At 54.8% G+C, this 23,328-nt stretch carries 13 protein-coding genes, 1 tRNA gene and 2 pseudogenes; 14 read left to right on the forward strand and 2 right to left on the reverse strand.

The window, feature by feature from the left end:
* The first annotated feature begins 427 nt into the window (after nucleotides 1-427).
* The 12 genes from SV7mr_RS13565 to SV7mr_RS13615 all read left to right on the forward strand — a co-directional run bounded on the left by SV7mr_RS13565 (nucleotide 428) and on the right by SV7mr_RS13615 (nucleotide 20,560).
* Complete coding sequence (locus tag SV7mr_RS13565; protein WP_145272987.1) at nucleotides 428-613, forward strand: hypothetical protein; 186 nt, start codon at nucleotides 428-430, stop codon at nucleotides 611-613.
* Between the two features lie 363 nt (nucleotides 614-976).
* Nucleotides 977-1,522, forward strand: coding sequence for a sigma-70 family RNA polymerase sigma factor (locus tag SV7mr_RS13570; RefSeq protein ID WP_145272990.1), 546 nt, complete (start codon nucleotides 977-979; stop codon nucleotides 1,520-1,522).
* A complete protein-coding gene (locus SV7mr_RS25400; RefSeq protein ID WP_419187356.1) occupies nucleotides 1,519-2,511 on the forward strand; it encodes an anti-sigma factor in 993 nt (330 codons plus the stop codon). Before SV7mr_RS13570 ends, SV7mr_RS25400 begins: the two co-directional genes overlap by 4 nt.
* Nucleotides 2,402-3,850: a leucine-rich repeat domain-containing protein gene (locus tag SV7mr_RS13575; protein WP_419187357.1), complete on the forward strand. Its 1,449-nt coding sequence runs from the start codon at nucleotides 2,402-2,404 to the stop codon at nucleotides 3,848-3,850. The genes SV7mr_RS25400 and SV7mr_RS13575 overlap by 110 nt, the downstream gene beginning before the upstream one ends.
* Before the next feature lie 101 nt (nucleotides 3,851-3,951).
* Complete coding sequence (locus SV7mr_RS13580; protein WP_145272996.1) at nucleotides 3,952-6,684, forward strand: DUF1592 domain-containing protein; 2,733 nt, start codon at nucleotides 3,952-3,954, stop codon at nucleotides 6,682-6,684.
* Nucleotides 6,685-6,689: 5 nt separating this feature from the next.
* Complete coding sequence (locus SV7mr_RS13585; protein WP_145273000.1) at nucleotides 6,690-7,979, forward strand: DUF1552 domain-containing protein; 1,290 nt, start codon at nucleotides 6,690-6,692, stop codon at nucleotides 7,977-7,979.
* A gap of 350 nt (nucleotides 7,980-8,329) precedes the next feature.
* Nucleotides 8,330-9,607, forward strand: coding sequence for a DUF1552 domain-containing protein (locus SV7mr_RS13590; protein WP_145273003.1), 1,278 nt, complete (start codon nucleotides 8,330-8,332; stop codon nucleotides 9,605-9,607).
* Nucleotides 9,604-12,246, forward strand: coding sequence for a DUF1588 domain-containing protein (locus SV7mr_RS13595; protein ID WP_145273006.1), 2,643 nt, complete (start codon nucleotides 9,604-9,606; stop codon nucleotides 12,244-12,246). The genes SV7mr_RS13590 and SV7mr_RS13595 overlap by 4 nt, the downstream gene beginning before the upstream one ends.
* A gap of 547 nt (nucleotides 12,247-12,793) precedes the next feature.
* Nucleotides 12,794-14,536 carry an SGNH/GDSL hydrolase family protein gene (locus tag SV7mr_RS25405; RefSeq protein ID WP_419187358.1) on the forward strand — a complete coding sequence of 581 codons (1,743 nt, stop codon included), beginning with the start codon at nucleotides 12,794-12,796 and terminating at the stop codon, nucleotides 14,534-14,536.
* 284 nt (nucleotides 14,537-14,820) lie between these two features.
* The gene (locus SV7mr_RS13605) at nucleotides 14,821-15,939 is read left to right on the forward strand and encodes a hypothetical protein (RefSeq protein WP_419187359.1); all 1,119 of its coding nucleotides are present in this window, start codon (nucleotides 14,821-14,823) and stop codon (nucleotides 15,937-15,939) included.
* Nucleotides 15,940-16,139: 200 nt separating this feature from the next.
* On the forward strand, nucleotides 16,140-19,268 hold the full coding sequence (locus SV7mr_RS13610; RefSeq protein ID WP_145273013.1) for a DUF1592 domain-containing protein: 3,129 nt from the start codon (nucleotides 16,140-16,142) through the stop codon (nucleotides 19,266-19,268).
* An 11-nt stretch (nucleotides 19,269-19,279) separates the two neighbouring features.
* Nucleotides 19,280-20,560 carry a DUF1552 domain-containing protein gene (locus SV7mr_RS13615; RefSeq protein ID WP_145273016.1) on the forward strand — a complete coding sequence of 427 codons (1,281 nt, stop codon included), beginning with the start codon at nucleotides 19,280-19,282 and terminating at the stop codon, nucleotides 20,558-20,560.
* A gap of 425 nt (nucleotides 20,561-20,985) precedes the next feature.
* Here SV7mr_RS13615 and SV7mr_RS13620 read toward each other — a convergent pair.
* Nucleotides 20,986-21,058 (reverse strand) — tRNA-Ala (locus tag SV7mr_RS13620).
* Between the two features lie 460 nt (nucleotides 21,059-21,518).
* Between SV7mr_RS13620 and nusB the strand changes: the two are divergent.
* Nucleotides 21,519-21,923 (forward strand): annotated as a pseudogene (nusB, locus tag SV7mr_RS13625) (transcription antitermination factor NusB); the annotation flags it as partial.
* A gap of 101 nt (nucleotides 21,924-22,024) precedes the next feature.
* Nucleotides 22,025-22,816, forward strand: coding sequence for a sulfite exporter TauE/SafE family protein (locus tag SV7mr_RS13630; RefSeq protein ID WP_419187360.1), 792 nt, complete (start codon nucleotides 22,025-22,027; stop codon nucleotides 22,814-22,816).
* Between the two features lie 271 nt (nucleotides 22,817-23,087).
* On the opposite strand, the pseudogene SV7mr_RS13635 reads toward SV7mr_RS13630, so the two are convergent.
* Nucleotides 23,088-23,328 (reverse strand): annotated as a pseudogene (locus tag SV7mr_RS13635) (hypothetical protein); the annotation flags it as partial.

The following is a 23,328-nucleotide window of genomic DNA, read 5'->3' on the forward strand; positions in this document are numbered from 1 at the left end:
TCATTGGTGCGTGCAAGCACAGCACTCTACGGTTTTGCCATCGGCCGTTTTGGCGTTCGCCACAGATTTGATTGCGCGGACGCCTGACGAATGAAAAAAGGCATCCACGTTTGCAAACGTGAATGCCTTTTGAAGTGGAGGATCGAGGACACCAGTAGAACTTTTTGCGGGGGCCATCGCGACGTGGAATTTGGAAGCAGCGAGGCTGGCCAAGTCTCTTTCCCACCCAGTTGTTAACCGATAAAGATTCGGTCAGATAGCTGAAAAGCTCCCCGAGGCGGTCACCATACACACCACGGATTCATCGAGTTAGGTGCCTTTGGTACCAACAAGTTACGTCAAACGCGTGAAATCGTTTTCTATCCATGGAACCCGGTTTCCGCCATACCGAAGCCGCCAAACGCCCCCAAAACCGCGTCGTGATCGGATGAGACTGGCTCGCTATTACCAGTCGCTGCTGGACTCCGGTAAATTTGAAAGCCGAGCTGCCCTCACTCGCCACTTGGGTGTCAGCCGCGCTCGCGTCACGCAAGTCCTGAACCGGCTCAAGCAGGGCAATGGCGACCGCGTGAATCGCAGGACTGACCGCATCCATCGGGCAGAGCATAAGTAATACAGCCTGGGCTGCATGAGGTGTGCCCAACCTCAGCGTCCGAGCCAATTTTCTAAATCGAGCGGGTGGTCCAACCGAAGTCGGTTGCGAGCGTTCGAGCGAGTTGATGGGCGTCAGCAAGGTGAGTCACGCAAGTACTGAATCGGTGGATTGTATGAGATGTCCAGATCTATCGGCGATCGCTAACTCCGAATGAACTGGCCACAATAGACCGGAACGTCAGTCCGAAGATGGTTCACGAATGGTCGCTTCCGGAGAGGTCAAGACACGGGCTAAGTGGCTCGCGGGCATTCCCCGACCAACAACAAAATTTTGACTTTGATCATAAGAATCCAGACCGGACGGTAGTCTCTGCTTGAAGCCATGCCGAACGAATCACCATCACCGCATTTTCATGAACGTTTTGTCCGTGCTCTGACCAGGCACGAAAGGGTGATTCGCGCTTATGTTCGTGGCGCAGGGATCTCACGGCCCGAGGATGTTGATGAGATCATGCAGAACGTCTCGCTGGCGGCCTGGAGAAAGTTCGACCAGCTGGAAAACGCGGACGAATTCCCGGTTTGGGCCTGTGTGATCGCACGCTATGAAGTCCTGATGTTCCGTCGGCGACATGCTCGGGATCGCTTGGTGTTGAGTGAAAACGTTTATGAGCTGCTGGCGGAGCAATCGCTGGAGCAGGTGGAATCTGGCACGAAGGAAAAACGCCTCAATCAACTGCAACAATGCGTGGAAAAGTTGCCACTCGCAAGCAGGGAATTGGTTATGGCGGCTTACCAGCCGGGATCGACGATCGATCAGTTGGCGACCGAATTGGGAAAATCCGCGAATACGATCTACCAACAACTCTGGCGCATCCGCCGCGCATTGGAACAGTGCGTCGAGGAGGCACTTCGAGGAGAAACAATATGAACGACAGCGATCTGAAACTGATTGAGGATTACCTGAGCGGAGCGATTTCGCCTGAGAACCTGGAGGCTTTGAATAAGCTTCTCGAAACCAACGAAGCTGCTCGGGAACGTTACCTTGAGCTCGCGACGATGGATGAAGGCTTGCACGATCTCGCCGCTGCGCCTTCCCTCGTTATTGATAGTGCAGAGTTCGATCACGGACCAAGCCCTCTACGCTTGAGTGCCGGAGCCGGTACCGACAATCACAAGCACTCGATGTTGTCCAGCCCGTGGATTTCGGCGGCAGCGGGTTTGTTAATCGGTGTTGTTTGCACTTCCGCTATTTGGGCCGCTACTGAAACCGGCAGACAAAAGCTTCTGACCAGTTTTCGTGACAGTTTTGAATCAGGGCCGGTTCCACAGTCAGTGGGTGGCCCAGTCGATCTGGAAGCGTGGGGTGGGGATTATGTAGAGATCGCTGACTGCGCCAGTGTCGAGCCTTTCGATGGAAAACGCGCATTGCGTTTCCTGCGTGCGGACTATGCGGGCAAGGAGAATCCCGTTGGTTACGTGGCGGACATTTATCGCGTGATTGATCTCCGAGGCAATAGCTCGTTGCTTGCCAATGGCGATGCGTTGGCCACCGTTCAGGCCATGTTTTCCAGCACCTCGATTGGAGATCCTGACCGCTTTATTGGGAATCTATCGGTGAACGCATTGGCAGAGGTGCCTGCCAGTGCTGAAGCATGGCGAACGCTGATCGGAACAACTCGCCGAATGGAGGAGGCTTCACTGGCTTCAGCTCGACGGCGTGAAGTGTTGTCGCCGGAAGCCGCCTGGCAGCAGATTGATGTCGAGATGCGCTTGCCGACTAAGGCTCAGTTTCTCCTCATCGGCCTGCATGTTGCTGATCATCAAGCCGCTCGAAGTCATGGCTTCGCTCCGCCAGCGGTTAAGTTTGAAAACCAATACGTGGACGACGTCAGGGTTACAATCGGCCGAGTGCGTTAGCTTGAACAATCAATTTGCAAATACGACTTATTCTTTTCTTATGAAATATCTACTACCTGTCTGGCTGGTCACTTTTGTTTTCGCGACCACAAGTCTCGCCCAAAATAAAACAGACGCGGTCAACGCAGCGAAGCCTAAACCGGCGAAAACACTGAAGCCGTTTGGCATCGCTCCGGCCGGGTTGACCACACCGGAAGTAAAACATGCGGTCGAGCGTTTCGATGCAGCCAGCGTGCTTCCGAGCAAACCAAAACCATTCACGCGGATGCGATGGACAAGCGAGGATCCGCCGAAGCTTTGGTATATCGGTCTTTGGGGTCCAAATATAGATAATGATCTGATCGCCCTAACCAAAAGCACGCCGGACCTGACCATGGTCGCTCTTCACGAGCCCCACATCGACGACGATGGTATGAAGTCGATCGCGGCCTTGCCTGGGCTGAGGTATCTCCACGTGAATCCGATCGAGCGCTGGAAGAAAAAGGGTCAGCCCGGTCCAATGTATTGTTTCCCTGAATTCGCATCGAGCCCGGACCGCCCGCGGGTGACAGGAAAATCGCTGAGTTACTTTGAAGAGAAAGAGACACTCGAGGGCCTCTATTTGTTGGATGCGGTTATTGATTCCGCCGATCTCGTGCACCTCGCAAAACTGCCCCGGCTTAGCACACTGGCACTACCCTGCGAAATCGATGAAGCAGCTATGACGCACTTGCCAGCCTGCCGCCGACTTCATCGTTTGACGCTCGGCTATCGCGAAATTACAGGCGCCGAAATCAAGCAACTGGCAAATTGGAAAAAGCTTCAGTATCTCACGATAACTCACGCTACCCTCTCGGACGAGGCGCTTGCAGCGATTGGTGAACTGCCCGCTTTGAAGAGTCTTGAGATTGTCGCCAGCGAACTTTCTGATGATCAGCTCTCTCATCTGCGTCTGCCCGACACGCTAGCCACGCTTGGTCTTCAGCAGAACAATATCAGCGGCCCCGGCCTGATACAGCTTGCGAATCACGCGCAGAACCTGACCACACTAGGCTTGGAATTTAACGACCTAAACAACCAGTCTCTACCTGCGTTGCAGGGCTTCACCAACGTGGAAAGACTCTATCTCTCCCATTGCAGGGGGATCACTAAAGAAGGCATTGGTTCGGGTTCTCTTCAGAAGATGGAGCAACTCCGGGAGCTGCGGCTTCGCGATCTGAAAGATGTCACGGATGCTTCAGTGGAAGCGCTTAGCAAACTGACTTTCCTGAACAAACTAAGTGTGCGCGGCACAAACGTCACCTGGGACGGAGTCGATCAACTGAAAAAGGCGATGCCTGAGACCTATATTTTTAAGTAAAGGCTTTGCACTGCACTTCACTACATACGCATCTTTCCAAATCGTAGAAAGATCCTTAGGACATTTCGATCGCTGGCAGTCTTTGACTGGAGAACCACAACATGTTTCGACCCTTTCCAGCCGTTCTTTTCGCCGTCTTTGTTTCGGGTGCCGTTCTGCGGGCGGATACGCCTGAGCCCTCGGTTAGGATGCCCGCCGAACATCGTGCCCTGCTCAAATCACACTGCGCCAAGTGTCACAATGCCGACGAACACCACGGCAACGTTCGCCTTGACGACCTGCCGTTCACTATCAACGACATTGAAACGGCCGAACGCTGGCAGAAAATCCTCAACGCGCTGAACGCCGGCGAAATGCCGCCGGAAGGCGAGGGGCAAATTCCGGATATAGCAAAGACCGACTTCCTTGATGATCTCGCCAACACCATGGTCGCGGCGCGCAAGCTTCTTGCGGATCAGAAGGGCGCGATCACGATGCGGCGGTTGAATCGGCGCGAGTATCAAAACACGATTCGTGAGCTGTTAGGCGTGGAAATTCCGGTCGGCGAATTACCGTCCGACACCGGGTCGAGTAACTACGATACGGTCGGCGCGAACCTGTTCATGTCGGCGAATCAGTTCGAGCAATACCTTAGCCTCGGGCGCAAGGCCCTGGATGCCGCTTTCGCTCGCGAACTGGCGGCGACGGAGGATCGCTCTTGGCGCTACGAAACGGAAGCGATCTCTGAGAAAGTGGCCAAATTCGTCGAGTCTCAAATCGACGCGAAGGCCCGTGCGGAAGAGTGGGTCAAACAGGTCGAAGAAGCTGCCGCGCGGCCCGACAACGCTGAGATCGTCGCAAACCTTCGTGCGCAGGTGAACAACAAAGAAGGCAACTTCCGCCGTCTATGGAAACAGATTCCCGGTGCGTCCTCGCCGGAATCGTTTGGCTTCCAGACCAAAGAGAACAATGCGGACAAAGCCAATCGTGCGCTCGCTGCTTACTGGCTGCCCTATCATCGGTACTATCTCGAACAGCCCGCGATCGACACCGGGATGTATCTGTCGTTACAAACGGAGCATCCTTCCAAACTGGAGCATGGGGCGATCACATTTCTTCTTCCGTGGAGCTATCCATCCGGCGTCAAATGGCCCGCGGGAAACTACATCATTCGTGTGCGAGGAGCGCTGACTGGTCAGGGAACACCGGACCGTCGCTTCATCGAATTCGGCGTGAATCCGCGCGGCAGTCAGGCACTGAGCGTTCACGAAGTCACCGGAACGATGGAGTCGCCCGAGATCATCGAAATTCCGTTCTACTTCGGCGACGCTGATGCCGAACGAGCCGACCGCACTCTCTATCTTCGAGAGAAAGGCACGCACGACCACTTCCTGGTCACACGGCTGCTGGCAAAGGAAGGAGCCAAACAAATGGAGATCGGTCAGGGGCGACCTTATGCCCTGTGGATCGACTGGGTGGAGATTGAGCGGATTCCCGACAAAGATCGTGTTCAACCGCCCGGGCTAGCGATGCTTGGAGACTTGTCGTTGGACGACAAAACCAAAGAGCCGGTAGTTCCGGAACTGGAGGCGGTACGCGGTGCTTTCGAGCGGTTTGCGCAGGAGGCCTTTCGCGGCAGAGAGCCGGGAACAAAGTTCATCGATGGCTTGGTTCGAAGATATGAAACGCGGCTGAACGCGGGAGATCATCCGGTGGTGGCATTCAAAGAAAGCCTGGCGATCGTGCTTTCCTCCCCCATGTTTCTCTATCTCGCCGAACCCAATCTGGAAACGAAGCCGCGTCCACTGAACGACATCGAATTGGCGACGCGGCTTTCCTACTTTCTTTGGGGATCACAGCCCGATCACGAACTTCGTGAGCTTGCGGCGAAGGGAGAGCTGGCTCGGCCGGATGTGCTGCGTGAACAAACAACAAGGCTGCTCGACGATCCTCGGTCGCGAGGCTTCAGTGATGCCTTCGCTTATCAATGGCTTGGACTCGACCGGCTTGATTTTTTCCAAGTGGATCTGGTCAAGCATCGTCGATTCGACAACGCAACGAAGCTGGCGGCGCGGCACGAAATCTACGAAACCGTCGCCTATCTTCTGCGTGAAAACCAAAGCGTCTCGAATTTACTCAAATCTGACTTTGCCGTCATCAACAGTGTTCTGGCAGAGTACTACAACATCGAAGGCGTAACGGGTGATGAATTCCGTCCCGTCAAACTTCCACAGGGCTCGCCGCGTGGAGGTTTGCTCGGCATGGCCGCTGTCAGTCTGATGGGCGGCAACGGCGAAGAGACCAGCCCGGTCGAACGCGGTGCCTGGGTGCTGCGCAAACTACTCAATGATCCGCCGCCGCCAGCCCCCGCGAACATTCCCCAAATCGCTCGTCTGGCGGGCAAAGTGCTAACCACACAAGAACGCCTGCAAGCTCATCAGGAAGAGGCGCAGTGCGCCAGCTGCCATCGCCGGATCGACCCGATCGGAATGGGGCTTGAGAATTTCGACGCCGTCGGCTCATGGCGCACCGAAAACACCTACATCGTCAAAGATGACGAAGGTAAGCCGGTCAAGGGCAAAGAGAAAACATGGACCATCGACCCGTCCGGCAAACTCCACAACGGTCCCGCCTTCAAGGACTACTTTGAACTGCGGGATATTCTTGCGTCGAAAGAAGAGAACTTTGCTCGGGGATTGACCGAGGGCCTAATAGAGTATGCGTTGGGACGACCGGTTAGTTTTAGCGATGAAACTCTGATCACTTCGGTCGTCTCGCAGTCGAAGAACGAGAACTACGCCTTTCGAGAATTCGTCCACGCCATCGTCAGCAGTCAAGAATTTCAAACGAAGTAAAACTTATGAACCATCGACGTCAATTTCTAAAATCCAGCAGCGCTCTCGTCGCGTTGCCCTTTCTTGAGTCATTCGGTTTCCGCCGATTCGCTTCAGCGGCACAGCCTGCCACGCCGCCAAAGCGTTTGGTCTTTCTCGGCTTTGGTTGGGGAGTCACTGAAGAAACCTGGTATCCCGACATCAAAACTCCTGGCCCGGACTACGTTCTTCCCGAGGGCCTGAAACCGCTCGCGCGGCACAAGAAAGATTTTTCGATCGTCCAGGGACTGTGGAATCAATACTCCGTCGAAGGTCACGCCGGCAGCACGTGGTGGCTCTCTGGTGCCAACAAATTTGCTCAACCCGGGCAGAGCATGCACAACACGGTTTCGGCCGACCAGGTGGCCGCCGGTCAACTTGGGATGCACACCCGATTCTCTTCGCTTCAACTTAACACCAGCGAAAGCGGGGGCGCCGCGGGACACGGGTCCGGCCTGTCGATGGCGTGGGATCAAAACGGAAAACCGGTCGCCGGATTGAATGATCCAGTGGAGGCGTACCACCGTCTTTTTTCCAACGATGACACTCCGATCGAAGAACAAAAGGCCCGCCTTGCCGAACAACGCAGCGTGCTCGATACCGTGCTGGAAAACGCACGCTCGCTGCAACGCGGCCTCGGCAAAGATGACAACGAAAAACTCAGCGAGTACTTCCAGAGCATTCGCGATATCGAAACTCGGCTCAGCAAGGAAGAAAAGTGGATCGGCGTTGCCCGGCCTGATGCTCCGATCCGTGAGCCACGTGGAGGTGTCGAAGGCAAGGGATCGGTCGCCCTGATGTATGACCTGCTGATCGCCGCGTTTCAGACTGACAGCACGCGAGTGATCACTTATCGGCAGCCCGGTGGCGAAGAATTTCTGAGCAGCATTGGCGTCGATGTTCATCCTCACGACATGAGCCACTACGTGACCACCAAAGGTGAAAAACTGGCCGCTTCACAAAAACGCGATCTGACCAACAGCACATTGCTCGCAGGCCTGATCGATAAGCTCAAGGCCACGAAAGAACCAGACGGCAGTAGCCTCTTCGACCACATCGCGTTGGCCTACGGCAGCAACATTCGCACCGGTCACCACCTTTCCAATTGCCCAACGCTGCTCACCGGCGGTGGAGCGGGGATTAAGCTTGGCGAAAACATCGTCGTGCCCAAAGACACCCCGCTATGCAATGCGTGGCTGACCATGCTTCGCGGAGTCGGTGTTAACGCCGAACGTCATGGTGACAGCACGGGGGTTTTGAAAGAGATCGTCACATGAGAATCATGCTCTGGATGATTGGTATCTCACTGCTCTCGGTTTACGCCGTTGCGGATGAGACAGTGTTGGCCACCGATGAGATGAAACATTCCTCCAGGTTCACCAAAAAGAGTCCGCGTACGTTTTCATTTCTATTCTATTCGCGACTCGAAATCGCAGACTACAGAGGACGCCGTGTACGCGACTTCAATAGGGCTACTCCCACGCTGCGCGAGAAATTGCTACCCGCCGACTACCAACACATAGAATTGTGTTAATCGCAGACGATCGTAATTCAAAATGATTCAGCTAAAATGAGTCGCGACGCAAACTACGTGTCGTAGAGACTGAAGCCCCGCCATAGAACGCCCATGCCACATCTACCCTTTGTCGAAAGTCGCCGCCACATTCTGCGTGCCGGGACGACGGCGCTTGCCCTTCCGGCACTTGAAGCCTTCGGCTCAACGAAAAGCAACGACGAAGCTCGTCCAAAAAACTTCGTAGCGATTGGCAGTTATCTCGGTTGGTATCAGAAAGCGTTTTATCCGCAGAAGACCGGGAAGGACTACGAAGTTCCGGCGACCCTGTCACCGCTTGCCGACTTCCGTGATGACTTCACGGTCTTTTCCGGACTGGATCACCGTTCGCAAAATGGGCATGCCGCTTGGAGCAATTTTCTTTGTGGTCAGTCGCCCAAGAGCTATTCGCTCGACCAGATGATCGCCGATTCGATCGGTGACAAGTCGCGATTTCCATCTCTTCAACTCACGGCAGGAGCTGGCGAAGCTGGCAAGTCGGGCGCGAACAGCATCAGTTACACGCGGCAGGGAATTCCACTGCCAAAGACCCGCCGACCCAGCGTTCTTTACCGACAGCTCTTTGCGTCAAAGGAAGACCGAGCAAGAACGGAGTACTATTTGCAAAGCGGCCGGAGCGCTCTGGACAACGTGCTTGAAGATGCCAAAAGCCTTCAGCAAAACCTGCCGGCAGCGGACCGCCAGAAATTGGGCGAGTATTTCGATTCGGTACGCGCCGTCGAAAAAAGCATGACGCGGCAGCTTCAGACCGTCAATGTCCCCGTCCCCGATCCGAAGTACAAGCTGCCAGATTACGACCCCATCACGCCCAATCTGCAGATGGAAGCGGAATCGATTTTCTATGACCTGATGGTTCTGGCACTTGAAACGGAATCCACCCGAGTCATTTCGCTGTTCCTTGATGGACTTGGCCAAGTGTTTTCGATCGACGGACGACCGCTAGGTTCCGGCTACCACGGTTTGTCGCACCACGGCAACAATCCAGCGATGCTCCGCGATCTCGTCGCCATCGAAACATCACACATGCATTGCTTTAGCAAGTTCATCAAACAGTTGAAGGAAAAGAAGAATGCAGAAGGCGTGTCACTTCTTGATGACACGATCGTTTTGATGGGAACAGGAATGGGCGATGCCAGCCGCCACAGCAACCGAAACCTTCCGACGCTGGTTGCTGGCGGCGGTTTCAACCATCAAGGACATGTTGCCACCGATCAGTCGAAGTCAAATCCACCGCTGCTTGGTGATCTTTATGTGACACTGATGCAGCGGCTTGGAATGGAAGTCGGTAATTTCTCAAATGCGTCGGGGAACTTGAACGAGGTTCTTTCATGACGCAACCGAAAGCCAGAAAGCGAACGGAGCGATATCCCGACCCACTGGCGATGGTGGCTACGATTTGCATTGCACTAACGTACTCACATGCAAAAGCGGAAACCGTTCCAAGCCAGCCGTCGGCAATCCTGCAAAAGTACTGTGTCGAATGCCACAATGCGACTACGACCGAAGGCGAAATAGATCTCTCATCAAAACACATCGACTGGACCGCCCCGAAAAATCGCGATCTTTGGGAACGTGTTTTGAATGCCAACGCTCAGCAGATCATGCCGCCTGCGGACGCAGCTCAACCCACAAAGGCGGAGCGTGAATCGCTGACAAAATGGCTAGACGGCAAACTCCTGCAGCACACATCGATTGGCGGAACATTGCCGCGTCGACTGAACCGTTCAGAGTACCAAGCCACAATTCGGAAGCTGTTTGACCTGCCAAAATTCGAACTTCCTGTGGGCTTTCCCGGCGATATCGAATTGCACGGATTCACCAATATTGGCGAAGGCCTGGTGGTGTCGCCACCGTTGATGGAAGCCTATTCCAAAGTCGCTTGGGAAATTGCCGAAGAACTTTACCCGCCGAAAAACCCTGCGCCGAAGTCATCCGTTCGGATTGCAAAGCCCGACGACATGGTCCTGAGCTTCTCAGCCGCCACGGTCCGCGACGGAACGCTTCGACTGGCGTCCCGGGCCAACGACGTCATGCGCAGCTGTTCGTGGCCCAGCCGGATTGAACTCAACTATTCCGGTACGTATCGCGTCTCGGTTTCCGCGTCAAAGTTCCTTTCGGATCGCGGCGAGTCGTTTGACGATCCAATGATCCTGGAAGTTTACGCCCGCCCGGTCGCAGCTTCCGAACGATCTCGAGTTCAGAACTTTCGGCTGCTGAAAGAAATCGAAGTCAGTTCCGAAGAGCCCGAAACAGCTGTCTTCGATGCAAACCTCTACGAAGGCGAAACTGTGTTGTTCCGCTGGAAGAACGCCGAGATGACCCACGATCCGCCTGCGATTCGCGACGGCTTCGAAAAGATAGCACGAGCCAACAAAGAGTTTCTAGCAGCGTGGTTGAAAGTCGTTTATCCCAACGGAAACGCAAAGCCCATCAGTCTTGCACCGCTGCGCGGTCGTGTCGGTTGGGATTCCGTTTCAAAACACATGAACGATCCGGAGCTCGATCTGACGGGTGTCTCCGCTGATTCCGAATCGGCTGAAGCGTTTTTTAAACTCGTCACCAAGAGTGGAAAGACATCGATCGCCGATTCGCTGTGCCACTATTACTTCGAGTACGGTCCGTCACTCGAAATCCATTCGCTACAGATTGAAGGCCCGCTGAAACTTGTTGACAGCCCGAAGGATCTTCTACGCAAAAGACGCCAAGAAAAGATCACCGGACCTCGAAAAGAAGGCATGTCAGACGAAGCGTTCGCGCGTCAAATGCTCGAAACCAGTTTACCCAGAGCGTTTCGTCGGCCGGTCGATAGCGCAGACCTGGACCGCTACCTGGCAGTTGCCAAAGAACACTGGGACTCCGGACATTCGTTCGATGAGGGCATGCACCTGCTGATTCGCAACATTCTGATTTCACCGCGGTTTCTATATCGTTCGCTCGGCGAAGGAAAACTTGATGACCACGATTTGGCGACGCGACTATCGTACTTTCTGACCGGCGGGCCGCCAGACACTGTGCTTGTCGATCTCGCGAACCGAAAGCGAATGTCGCCGGACTGGGTACTCAAACGGGAATCAAATCGGCTGATGCCGGGCAGAGCGTCTGATTTTTTCGTCAAGGACTTCACCGGGCAGTGGCTCGACATGGATCTTCTGCCTGAAATCATGCCAGACCCGAAGCTTCGGTTTACGCCGCAGTATGTCGATATGGCTCGTAGTGAAGTCGAGTACTTTTTCGCGACAATGCTTCGTGAAAACCGACCAATGACTGATTTCATCGACCCCGACTTCACATATACATCGTTGCTATTTGCCAAACATGTCTACCAATTGCCCATCAAGTTAACAAAAGACAGCACGGCTAATCGGAAACTTCGGCGCATCAAATTAGAACGCGGGCAGCGTGCCGGCGGACTGCTGGGCCAGTCCGCGATCATGATGGCGACGGCCAATGGTGTCGATACACAACCAGTCCTGCGCGGCGTCTGGGTTCTGGAAAACATATTGGGAACGCCTCCGCCGGAACCGCCCAATAATATTCCCGCTTTGACTCCGGACACTCAGGGGGCAACAACTCCGCGAGAACTATTGGCCGCTCATACAAAAGACGCCGAATGCGCCGCGTGCCACAAACGCATCGATCCCTTTGGATTCGCACTCGAAAACTTCGATCCTGTCGGTCGCTGGCGAACCCGGTGGCCAAAAGCGAACAAGCCGATCGATGCGTCCGTTGTTCTGCCTGATGGCTCGACGGTCCAGGGAGCGATCGAACTGAAACAATGGGCCGTTGCGAACATCGATCAGTTCTCGCAATGTGTCGCTGAGAAACTCATGACGTATGCAACCGGACGACTCCCCAACCACGCCGAAAAGGCAGAGATCTCCAAGATCGTCAAGGAAAACCGCGAAAGTGAGAAAGGATTCCGCGACCTCGTCTTGTCGCTGATCGCGAGCGACACCTTTCGGACTCACTGAGGCTTCGGACCGAAATATCTCAATTTCTATTTGCGGGAGTCTAGCGTCATTGATCGCTGTATCATTCTCGGCCTGTTATTCGCGATCGGCGTCTTGAGGCTCCGGATGATGGCATGAGGTCGGTCGTGAGCAAGAAAATCGCGACGACTTACACCAGGAAACTTTTGATCGCGCCAATCCGCTGTCCTCGTTCATTTACGCCAACGGGCGGCTCTATCACCGCACGATGAAAGAAGTCCTTTGTATTGAAGCCGGAATCCACCCACCCCAACGCTAGATCGACTCATCTAGATCCCACGCCTTCGGCGAATGTTTACAAACTAAGCGTCATTCGTTGCATCGACCTCACGCAGTTCACTTTCGTAAGAATCTTAACAACGGCTGGTTAACTATGGCACGCCCGGTCAACACGGACGCGACATATTCCACGGCGAGTAATTGCTACCGGCAATCAATGGTATCCTTTCCTACATAGCGCCTGATCAGAGACTGAGTGGCGTCCTCCGGGAACGTAAGTTTAAGACTGAATTGACTTCCAAGTAAACAAATGAAAACCACCACAATCTTTATTCTGGTCTTCGTGGCTTTCGTCTCGTTGACGGCCGCTCAAACCCAAACCGAACCCACCAACGCTGCTGAGGCCGCCGCACAGAAAGCCAGGGCCGTCGCTGAGCTGGATACGAAATACCAAGCCTGGGTGGCGACTCTTTCGCCAGAGCAACAAGCTTGGGAAAAGGTGCTGCAATCTGAGTTGGGCGGATTTTACTTGCCGATTCACAAGCGGCAGAAGGTGGCAGGGCAATCGAATGCCTGGGATTTTGTCGAAGACGATCCAGACCTGCCGAGAGTGCTGCTGATTGGTGATTCTGTCTCTCGCGCTTACACCCAGACTGTTCGCTCAGAGCTGGCCGGTAAAGCGAACGTGCATCGTGCGCCAGCGAACTGTGGACCCACTGCCACCGGGCTGAAGAAAATGGATGTATGGCTGGGCGATGGCAAGTGGGACATCATTCATTTCAATTTCGGTATCCACGATCGCAAAACCAAACTCGCCGACTACAGCGGTCGCCTCGAACAGCTCATCACCCGGATGCAGGGAACCGGAGCAAAACTGATCTTTGCCAATACCACACCATTACCCGATGTGCCGGGTAAGTATTCATCAGCGTCCGTGATCGAGCGCAACGCGGCGGCCGCAAATGTGATGGCGAAACAACAGGTAGAGGTCAATGACCTGTTTGCGGCAATCTCGCCGCGCCTCGCCGAATTACAGAAGCCTGACGACTGCCATTTTAGCGGTGAAGGGAATACGTTCCTCGGCAAAACCGTAGCCGCCTTCCTCGAGCCTCGGCTGGGAAAACGTTACGACCTGTCCGCGCGAGTCAGTGACATCAATCCGGAGGCGAAACAACATCCTGCCATCAACTATGTATTTGCCGATGAAAAGGGGAAACCCAAAGATCTTCAGCATGCCGTTGTCGACACCCGAGTTCCATCGAAAGGTAAACTGGTGATTTGGCTGATGGGGCACAACCAGCAGCTTTTTGAAAGCATCGCCAGCTATGGACTCCACGGCATTCAACCGCACTATGCCAATGGTTGGTTCTCAAAGATCGAAGCCGAAGCCCTGGATAGTGGCAAAGCAATCGGTGCCATTCGACTCGAAGCCGCCACGGGCGAAGATCACAGTCCGTTGGTAAGAATTCCCAAATCCGATGGTGCCGCGGCCCGTTCCCTGCACTTTGTTCAATGGCTCGCAGAGAACCATCCCGAGGGAAATTGGCAGCAGTTTCTAACCGATGACCAAAGCGATCTGCTCTGGGAGAAGGTGATTCTCTCAGGAATTTCGCACGGCTCGACCACTGCGGCGCGTTGGGCAAAGCATCAAAAGGTCGCACGGGTCGTGATGTTCTCTGGCCCACGCGATCAGCTGGAATCGTGGCAAGGATTTGAATCGGCAACTCCGGCGAATCGTTACTTCGGGTTTACACACGTTCTCGACGGTGGCTGGACCGGAGATCACTACTGCCGTTCCTGGCAAATGTTAGGGTTGGCCGAGTTTGGCTCGATCGTGAACGTCGACGATACTCAATCGCCGTTCAACCATTCCCGCCGCCTGATCACCAACTGCGATGTTCAGGAAAGTTCTCGTAAAGCTCATACCATCGTCGTGCGCGGCAGAGAAAAGTGGGACCGTGTTTGGAGGTATCTGTATACCCATCCAGTCAATCAGGTGGGAGATCCAGTCCCGCCTGATCCGAATTGCACGATGGATTTGCGAAAGAAATGAAATGGTTTTCTTTACCACACATCCGCACCCTTTGATTACTGCCTCGTCAGGCGAATCTGTGGATAGATTTTGGCTTGGGCAGGCGGCCTAATGTATGATGGAGGGCGGCTTCGATAGTTTTGAAGCTGCGCTAACCGTCGCCAGGCCACTGGCACGCACGAAGCAGTGTCAACACCCTACCAAGTACTCTGTTTGTGTTTGAGGACCATATGAGGCCCTCAAAGCAACCCCGCGCGATCAAGACGCGCGATCGAATTCTGCGTGAGGCCGCGAGGATGTTTGCGATGAAAAGATTTCATGACACGTTCGGATGCCGGCGGCTATTGGTCGGATTGCAAACGGCTTCGGTGGTCTGCGTGTTGATGATGTCGCAGACGTCATTTGCTGAACCGAATGTTCGGCATGTCATTGCCTATCACAAGGACGGGGAGTTTGCGGGGTGGCCTGCCAACGGGGGGCTTTGGATGTGGGACGACGAGATTCTTGTCGGTTATGAGCGCTGGACCCACGATCCTAACCCGAGCAGCCGGCATCATACGATGACTCCTCGTCTTGGAGAGTCTCTTAGTCGCAGCAAGGATGGTGGATCGACATGGCAGGTTGAAGATCGCTCATTGAGTGAACTTGCCGATCCTGACATGAATTTCCTGGGGCAGGACTTTGCGCTGCGGCTCTGGCGGCAGTCCTACTTCACTTCGTCAAACCGTGGCAGAGATTGGCACGGCCCGTTTGGATTGCCTGCGTTCAGAAATCACAAGGCCTATGCCAGGTCGAACTACATCATCACGAGTCGGAATTCAGCGTTCCTGTTCCTTTCGACGTTGCCTCAGGATGAAGCACCTGCCCGTTCCTTCCTTGCCCGTATGGACAGCAATCCCCCGGGATTCGCATTCGTCTCGTGGATCGGAAACGATTACCTGGATCGCAGTCGAGTCGTCCCTCAGACAGACACCTACAGGCACGCAATCATGCCGTCTGGTTTGCAGATCGGCGACAGGCGATATGTGTGCGCAGTGAGACAAAGGGTTGGAAGCGACCGATGGTCCGACCTTTACGAAACAAGAGACAATGGCGAAACCTGGAGCTTTCTAAGCACCATCGAACGCGGATCCGACAATCCCATCTCGCTTCTCTCCCTTGGAGGCGATGTCGTGACTGCAATCTATGGATGGCGTTCGAAGCCGTATGGTTTGAGGGCAAAGATCTCGCGGGATGCGGGACGAACCTGGTCCGATCATATCGTTCTCCGGGACAATGCGCTCAATTGCGACATCGGCTACACACGCGCAGCAGTACGCAGCGACGGAACGGTCGTCATCGCCTACTATTATGCGACGGAAGACCGCCCTGAGCAGCATATCTCGGTGACATTCTGGCGCCCTTCACCCACAGGTCAGGAGTGACTCGGGCAAAAGTGGATGCGAAAGCGCGACGACAAAACATGACAACCGAGAATCCCTGGGGAGTTCGCTTGACGCCGCGTCGCGATGACTGCCCTGCGCAAGCCGAATTTGTGATGGATATGTCTGGAACTGATGATTCAATGATAAGATTGCATCGATACCGGCAGTCTCTCAGGAGTTAACCAATCAGGACTCGCGATATGAAACGACTGCTGTTCACCGCTTTGTTCCTATCAGGAATGCTGCAAGTTGCTTGTGCTGAATCGGGCGAGCAAAATGCTGTCCCGCTGAAAGGGATCACGGACTCGCATCTGAAGACTTTGCGAAACTACTGCGCTGACTGTCACAGCAGCGACGGAGCAGAAGGCAAGTTCCGAGTTGATAATCTGCCCATGGTCGTCAGCCGTTCGCAGGATGCGGAGAAATGGCAGAAGATTCTTAACGTTCTCAACGCAGGCGAAATGCCGCCTGTGGACGCGGAGCAGCTCAGGGACAAGGAAAAGGTCGATCTCGTAGACAACCTCGCGCAGGCCATGGTTGAGCTCCGCAATCGCATGGCCGATCGGCATGGTCGAATTACGATGAGCCGCCTTAATCGTCGCGAGTTTGGCAATTCTCTGAAAGCGTTGCTCGGTGTCGAAATTGACGTTAGCGAGTTGCCATCCGATCACGGTCTCGGCAATTTCGACACCAACGGGGCCAACCTGTTTGTCTCACCCGCTCAGCTGGAATCTTACCTGAGCCTCGGCAAGGCTGCTTTGGACGAAAGTATCGATCGATATCTTTCCCGGGAGACGACTCACTACCTTCGCCACGAAGCGGAGTTGCTGACGCAGCAGTACCACGATCATTTCGAGAAGACCGAAGCCGCCAGTCAGTGGCGAAAAGAGCTGGCCGAAGTGGTCGCTCGTCCCGAGAACAAGGCAGCGTATGACGCAGCCGTCGCCAAAGATCCGAAACGCAAACCGTTTCACCTGTTCTACGACCAGATCAAAGGCGCACCGCCCGTTCCCGATGAACCGAAGTTTCGCTTCTTCAACAGCCCCGACAGGCTCTATCAGTTTGCCACGTCAACGGCCTATCACATACCGTATTTGAAGAGATACTTTGATTTACCGGCGATCGACAAAGGCGCTTATATCTCGGTGCCAACGCTGCATCCCTCGAATCTGCCCACTTACTACATCGCCTTTTCTGTTCCCGCAAACTGGTCACCAGGTAAGTATCGAGTGCGTTTTCGCGCAGCTCGGTCAGCGGATGCTCCGCCGGAACGCCGCTTCCTGGAATTTGGTGTCCGGGTGCGCAATATGGATCTGCTCAGCGCTCACGAAATCACGGGCACCATGGATGAGCCACAGATTGTTGAAACAACAATCGAATTAACTCGTAAGATCCTGGAGAGCGCCGATCATTCCGCCAGGCAGCTGTATTTGCGCGAAAAAGCGATCCACTACCAGCTTTCCAATAAACGTAAGATTTTCGCCGAAGCGAAGAAACGAAACGGCTATGGCCCCGAGTACGCGTTCTGGATTGACTGGGTTGAGGTTGAGAAGATCCCTCACATAGACGAACCCGCATCCAGAGCGATGGAAGCTGTGGCGTCACTACTGGGCGATGGCATTCATTTCAGGACACCGGTTCAGGATCAAATCACCATTCCAACGGGCTCGGTTCACGGTCAAACGGTACGCGTTGTGAACGGTGATTCCGGCAGTAACGACCATCTGCACCTGCGTGAACTCCAAGTGATGAGTAACGAGAAGAACGTTGGCCTCGCTGGCACGGCGACTCAAAGCTCGACCAACGGCTCCGTTCAGAGTCGCGGCCCTCAACTTGTCAACGACGGCGACTTATCGACCTATAATCACACCAAAAACGACGCGAAACCAGGTGAGTGGTGGCAGGTCGATCTCGGTCGTGAAATGCCAATCGACAAAATCGTTCTCCACAATCGCAACGATTCGTCCACCGTCATCAACCGCCTGAAGAGCTACTGGATCGAGATCTATGATGCTGAGGGTGAACTGGTTTGGGGCGGCAACAACGGAGTCTCTCCCGCTCGCCTGAAGCAGGGATTGGAAGCGTTCGCTGCTGAGGCCTTTCGTGGAGCGGCCCCTTCGGAAGCATACATCAACAGTCTGGTCGGGATGTACCAGGACCGAATGACCAGTCGGGATGACATGACTCACCGTGAAGCGGTCACTGACGTTCTGTCGACGATCCTGGGTTCGCCGATGTTTCTTTACAAAGCTGAATCATCGCTGGCCGAGAAACAAGAGATCAGCCAGCAGGAACTGGCTCAGAGGCTCTCCTACTTTCTGTGGAGTGCTCCGGCCGATCCGACCCTCACCAAGCTCGCCGACTCCGGTCAGTTGTCTGATCCCGAAGTTCTTCGCCAACAAACGGATCGCTTGCTGGACGACCCGCGTTCCCGGGAAATGATTGAAGCACTTTCCGAGCAGTGGCTGGATATGGAGCGGCTCGATTTCTTCAATGTGGATTTCGTAAAACATCGGACCTTTGACATCCCCGTCAAGATGTCCGTGCGGAATGAGATCTACGAGACACTTCAATACCTGCTGGAGCACAATCGCAGCATCAAAGATCTGCTTTCGTCCGACTATGTTGTGATCAACAATGTGCTCGCCCAGTTTTATGGGATCAAAGGGCGGTACAGCGACAAGTTTCAGCGGGTCGATCTGCCGAAGTCGTCGCCCCGAGGCGGACTGTTGGGGATGGCTGCCATTCACCTGATGGGAAGCAACGGCGTTGAATCCAGCCCGGTGGAACGAGGTGCGTGGGTGTTACGCAAACTGTTGAACAATCCGCCGCCGCCGGCACCAGCCAATGTTCCGGCGATCTCGCGGTTGCAGGATCAGCTTGTGAATGTCAGGGACCGCCTGAGCATTCACCAGGAAGAAGCTCAGTGCGCAAGCTGTCACCGAAAAATCGATCCGATCGGACTTGGCCTGGAGAACTTCGACGCCGTCGGCCTCTGGCGCACCAAAGCTCAATTCACAGCAACAACTGGCGACGGAGACGATGCAAAGACGGAAACGATCGAGTGGAAGATTGATCCATCCGGCCAACTCCACAAAGGCCCAAAGTTCAAAGACTACCTTGAGTTACGCAGAATCATTGCCTCGCATTCCGATGAATTTGCGCGTGGTTTTGCCACCGCGCTCGCGGAATATGGAATGGGCCGCACGATCGGCTTCTCAGATTCCAACCTGGTTGAATCCATCGTGGCCGATGCGAAACAAGATGATTACGCGATTCGGTCATTCATTCACGCCCTGGTTCAGAGCCAGACTTTTCAATACAAGTAGAGAGACAGATCATGTTCGACAGACGTACCTGTTTGAAATCAGCGACGGGAATCCTGGCGCTTCCGGCTCTTAATTTATTCGCCCAGACGCCACCGGTCACTGCGCCACCGAAGCGATTGATCTTTCTGAATTTCGGCTGGGGAGTGACGGAGGAAACCTGGTATCCGCTACAGGCTGACATCGGCAGGGACTATGCACTGCCCGACGGCCTGGCGCCGCTGAAACGCCACAAGGAAGACTTTTCGATCATTCAGGGACTGTGGCACCGGCATTGTCTCTATAACGATGCCGGACATTCCGGCAGCACGTTTTGGCTGACGGGTGCCAATCGGTTTGCTCATCCTGGCGTCAGCTTTTCCAACACGATTTCCGCCGATCAGGTCGCCTCCGCGACGTTTGGCAGGCACACCCGTTTTGATTCCATTCAGGTCAACGGTCATTCCGGTGTCAGTGGAGATGGTCACGGACCAGGGCTGTCCCTGGCGTGGGATGCCAAAGGCAAACCGATCGGTGGGCAGGATCACCCTGTCACTCTCTATCGCCATCTGTTTTCCAACAAGGGTGGTTCCGTTGAACAGGTGCGTCAACAACTGAAGGAGCGAAGAAGCGTCCTCGATTCTTTAATGCTCAACGCAAAGCAACTGCAGAAACGACTTGGCCGTGAGGATACCACAAAGCTCGACGAGTATTTCACGAGTATCCGTAATCTGGAAAACCGTGTTGCCAAAGAAGATAAGTGGTTATTAGATGTCCCGAGGCCGGCTCCAACCGTCAAAGAGCCCTCGAGTGTCGAAAGCGGCCGTGACCGTATCAACATGATGTACGACCTGATGGTTGCTGCGATTCAAACGGATAGCACCCGAGTCATGACCTTTCGTCAACCGGTCCAGAGTCTGCTGAATAGCGAAGAGATCACAGTGGGCGGTCACGACATCAGCCACTACCACGGCAACAACGAAAAACGGGCGGCGTCCCAAAGACGCGACCTGATCCAAAGCGAACTCTTTGCCGGATTCTTAGACCGGCTAAAAGCCACCAAAGAAGCGGACGGATCCAGCCTTTTCGATCACACATGCGTGGTTTACGGCAGTAACCTGCGTACCGGCCACAACCTGGATAACTGCCCAACCATCGTGGCGGGAGCATCTTCAGGAATCAAAATGGGCGAACACTTTGTTTGCCCGTCCGGCACTCCACTGAACAATCTGTGGCTGACGATTCTCAGCCAGATGGGAGTCACAGCGAAGAGCCACGGTGACAGTACGGGCGTGCTGGAAGATCTGGTCGGCTGAACGATTTTTGCTGCGATTTGCCCGTTTTCAGGATTTCTCAGCGTGACAGCCTACTCGGGTCCGTTGTGCCAGGGATCGCCAACGAACCCGCGGTCATTTCAAGCTGAATCACTGCCGCACGCTTGGAACGTAAGTTGTGAGTGGCGTCCGGTTGCTCCACCAAGCACAACAAAACCTCCGCCACAAACGGTGTGGGGACGGGGTTCGATGTGCATAGCGCCCCCCGATTAGGGATCGAACCAATGAAGGATCAAGCGTGCAATGCAATTGAAGAAAGTGGACGGTTGAACTCAGTAAGTGTCTTGCTCACAGTCACTTGCAGTGTTCTGCCGCGAAGTTGCAGAAACTGATTGAACTTTCTGAATCCAGCCACTGATACGAAAAAAGCCGCCGATTGCAATTGAACGGCGGCTTTCATTTGTTAGTGGAGGTAGACGGACTTGAACCGACGACCTTTACACTGCCAGTGTAACGCTCTCCCAGCTGAGCTATACCCCCTTCTGGAGACTGAATGATCGGCCAACGAATCTCTCGTGTAGTGATCAAATTCAGGCTGTGAGTGACAGAAGCAGGCGAATGCCTAATCCGTGTCGGACTCACAGCGGGGTATTATCCGTCTCCGCGGAACTTCGTCAACCGCTGGCGGAATTTTCTGAGAGAAGATTTCTTTGCAGCCATCAATGCTTCCCCAACCGCAAGCGTTTTGTGGTTGCGATGGCCCCTGTCGATGATTGTTCGCATGACCTGCAACGGGGCCTTGCCGTCACGTTCAGGCAGTAGAACCGGGCGCAGCGTGCAAATTGGGGAGAGTTTCCTGCCCTGGGTGAATGAAACGCCAATGCTCAGTCGGCGCCCACCGCTGTGACCTCTACAATGCGGGCTCATTGCTACAATGCGGGCTGATTGATCGTCGGCAGCTATCATACCTCTCCCTGTTTCAACTCCTTGAGTGCCCCGAATGTCTAACCGCCGACGTGCTCGCGAAATTGTCCTGCAACTCCTTTACGAGGCGGATCTCAACCAGCCGCGAGAATACACCTCTGCGCGTCAGTTCATCAACTCGCGGCTGCACGGCCGCGCCGCCCTGACGAACTTCGCCGAATCACTTTATCGCGGCACGCTGGATCATCGCCAACAAGTCGATCAACACTTGGCCCGATTGGCCAAAGGTTGGGCCATCCATCGAATGCCAGCGACCGACCGCAACGTCATGCGAATGGCTGGCTTTGAAATCCTGTTCTCGGTCACTCCTGGTCCAGTTGCGGTTGCCGAGGCCGTCGTTTTAATCAAGCGATACGGGGACAAGAACAGCCCTCGGTTCGTCAACGGGATTCTTGATCGTTTGCTCAAAGAGTACGAATCAGGCACCTTGCCAGCGACCGCCAGTGCCACCGAGTCCACCTCCACTGAAGAACGTCGTAGCGAAGCAGTGCCACCTAGCAACCGGACTTAAGCGATTCCGTTATGCAGCAGCTGTCTCAGCTAGTCGATTCCGTTTCGATCAATGATCTGCTGTACATCGCCCTAACGATGCTCGTGCTGGCACTGGGTATTTTCGTTCAAGCGGCAGCCGGTTTTGCGGGCGGAATGTTGGTGATTCCGATGCTGCTGATGATGGGCTACGGGGTTCCCGAAGCGAGCGCGGCGTTGATGGTCGCCACCGTCCCACAGAACCTGGTCGGGGCTCACAGCCTGCGAGCCTCCATTGACATCCGCACTCTGATCTGGCCTGGCATTGGTCGCGTCATCTTCTTTCCGCTGGGCCTGTATGTGCTCAGTCATTTGCTGATCCATTACAACTCCAACCACATCCGGCAAATTGTAGGTGCCTTTGTGCTAGGGATGACGGTGTTCTCGATCGGCTTTCGTCCGAAACCCAAAGAGAATCTGCATCCTGTGTGGGCCTGGATTGCCTTCCCGGCCAGCGGGTTTCTTCAGGGCGTGGTGGGCATGGGCGGGCCGGCGATGGTGATTTGGGTGACGGCACATGATTGGTCCGCGAAACGCATGCGCGCATTCTTATTTGGCATGTATTCCATCAGCCTGATTCCTGTGATTGGATTGCTGGCCTTGCAGTATGACATTCTGCTGCCTTCGCTGATTGCGATCGCCACCCTCCCGCTCCTTATCCTGGCAACACGCTTGGGCCTGCGTGTTGGCAACCGCTTGGGTCGACAAAGGTTGCGTCAAGTCACGTTGCTATTGCTGTTGGTGACGGGAGTTTCCGGCATCCTGGCTCCCTGGTTGCGTCCCTAGAGTGCGTGCAAGCACGGCACCCTACGGTTTTGCATCGGCCGTTTTGGCCTTCGCCACACCCCATCAGCAACATACAAGGGTCGGACGGTGTGTGGTGGTGGCGCGATGATGAATGGGACGATTGGCAAGGCGGGGGCATTGATGGTCTCAATGGCCGAACGGGGAGGGTTTCGTTGTGGCTGCTTGCGGTTGGCGTTGCCAACCACTTCAGTCACGGTAGGAACGGCCGTTTCCGGCCGCCCCCCGCACAGATCCGTACTTGAGTGTTGTCTCATACGGCTCCTGCCTTGATTCGGGCGCGAAATCGTTGATCTGGATACGGGTGGCGTACCTTGGCGTGAGGGAGGTAGGTCAGCAGCAACCGTTTCATGCGAGGCCAAGGCCAGCGATGCCGTTGGCTGCGACGACGAAGCGTACGCAACCATAGACGGCTAACCTCGTCCCGAAATCGACGTAGGCGGCTCACATTGCCTGGGACGGCATAGTAGGCCAGCCAGCCGCGGACCACACTA

The sequence above is a fragment of the Stieleria bergensis genome (assembly GCA_007745635.1).
Lineage (GTDB): Bacteria > Planctomycetota > Planctomycetia > Pirellulales > Pirellulaceae > Stieleria > Stieleria bergensis.

Bases quoted from the DNA above. Each gene is read 5' to 3' on its own strand.
- SV7mr_RS13630 (WP_419187360.1), top strand. From the start codon at position 22,025: ATGCAGCAGCTGTCTCAGCTAGTCGATTCCGTTTCGATCAATGATCTG.
- SV7mr_RS13605 (WP_419187359.1), top strand. From the start codon at position 14,821: ATGAAAAGATTTCATGACACGTTCGGATGCCGGCGGCTATTGGTCGGA.
- SV7mr_RS25405 (WP_419187358.1), top strand. From the start codon at position 12,794: ATGAAAACCACCACAATCTTTATTCTGGTCTTCGTGGCTTTCGTCTCG.
- SV7mr_RS13575 (WP_419187357.1), top strand. From the start codon at position 2,402: ATGTTGCTGATCATCAAGCCGCTCGAAGTCATGGCTTCGCTCCGCCAG.
- SV7mr_RS13585 (WP_145273000.1), top strand. From the start codon at position 6,690: ATGAACCATCGACGTCAATTTCTAAAATCCAGCAGCGCTCTCGTCGCG.
- SV7mr_RS25400 (WP_419187356.1), top strand. From the start codon at position 1,519: ATGAACGACAGCGATCTGAAACTGATTGAGGATTACCTGAGCGGAGCG.
- SV7mr_RS13615 (WP_145273016.1), top strand. From the start codon at position 19,280: ATGTTCGACAGACGTACCTGTTTGAAATCAGCGACGGGAATCCTGGCG.
- SV7mr_RS13590 (WP_145273003.1), top strand. From the start codon at position 8,330: ATGCCACATCTACCCTTTGTCGAAAGTCGCCGCCACATTCTGCGTGCC.
- SV7mr_RS13610 (WP_145273013.1), top strand. From the start codon at position 16,140: ATGAAACGACTGCTGTTCACCGCTTTGTTCCTATCAGGAATGCTGCAA.
- SV7mr_RS13580 (WP_145272996.1), top strand. From the start codon at position 3,952: ATGTTTCGACCCTTTCCAGCCGTTCTTTTCGCCGTCTTTGTTTCGGGT.
- SV7mr_RS13595 (WP_145273006.1), top strand. From the start codon at position 9,604: ATGACGCAACCGAAAGCCAGAAAGCGAACGGAGCGATATCCCGACCCA.
- SV7mr_RS13570 (WP_145272990.1), top strand. From the start codon at position 977: ATGCCGAACGAATCACCATCACCGCATTTTCATGAACGTTTTGTCCGT.
- SV7mr_RS13565 (WP_145272987.1), top strand. From the start codon at position 428: ATGAGACTGGCTCGCTATTACCAGTCGCTGCTGGACTCCGGTAAATTT.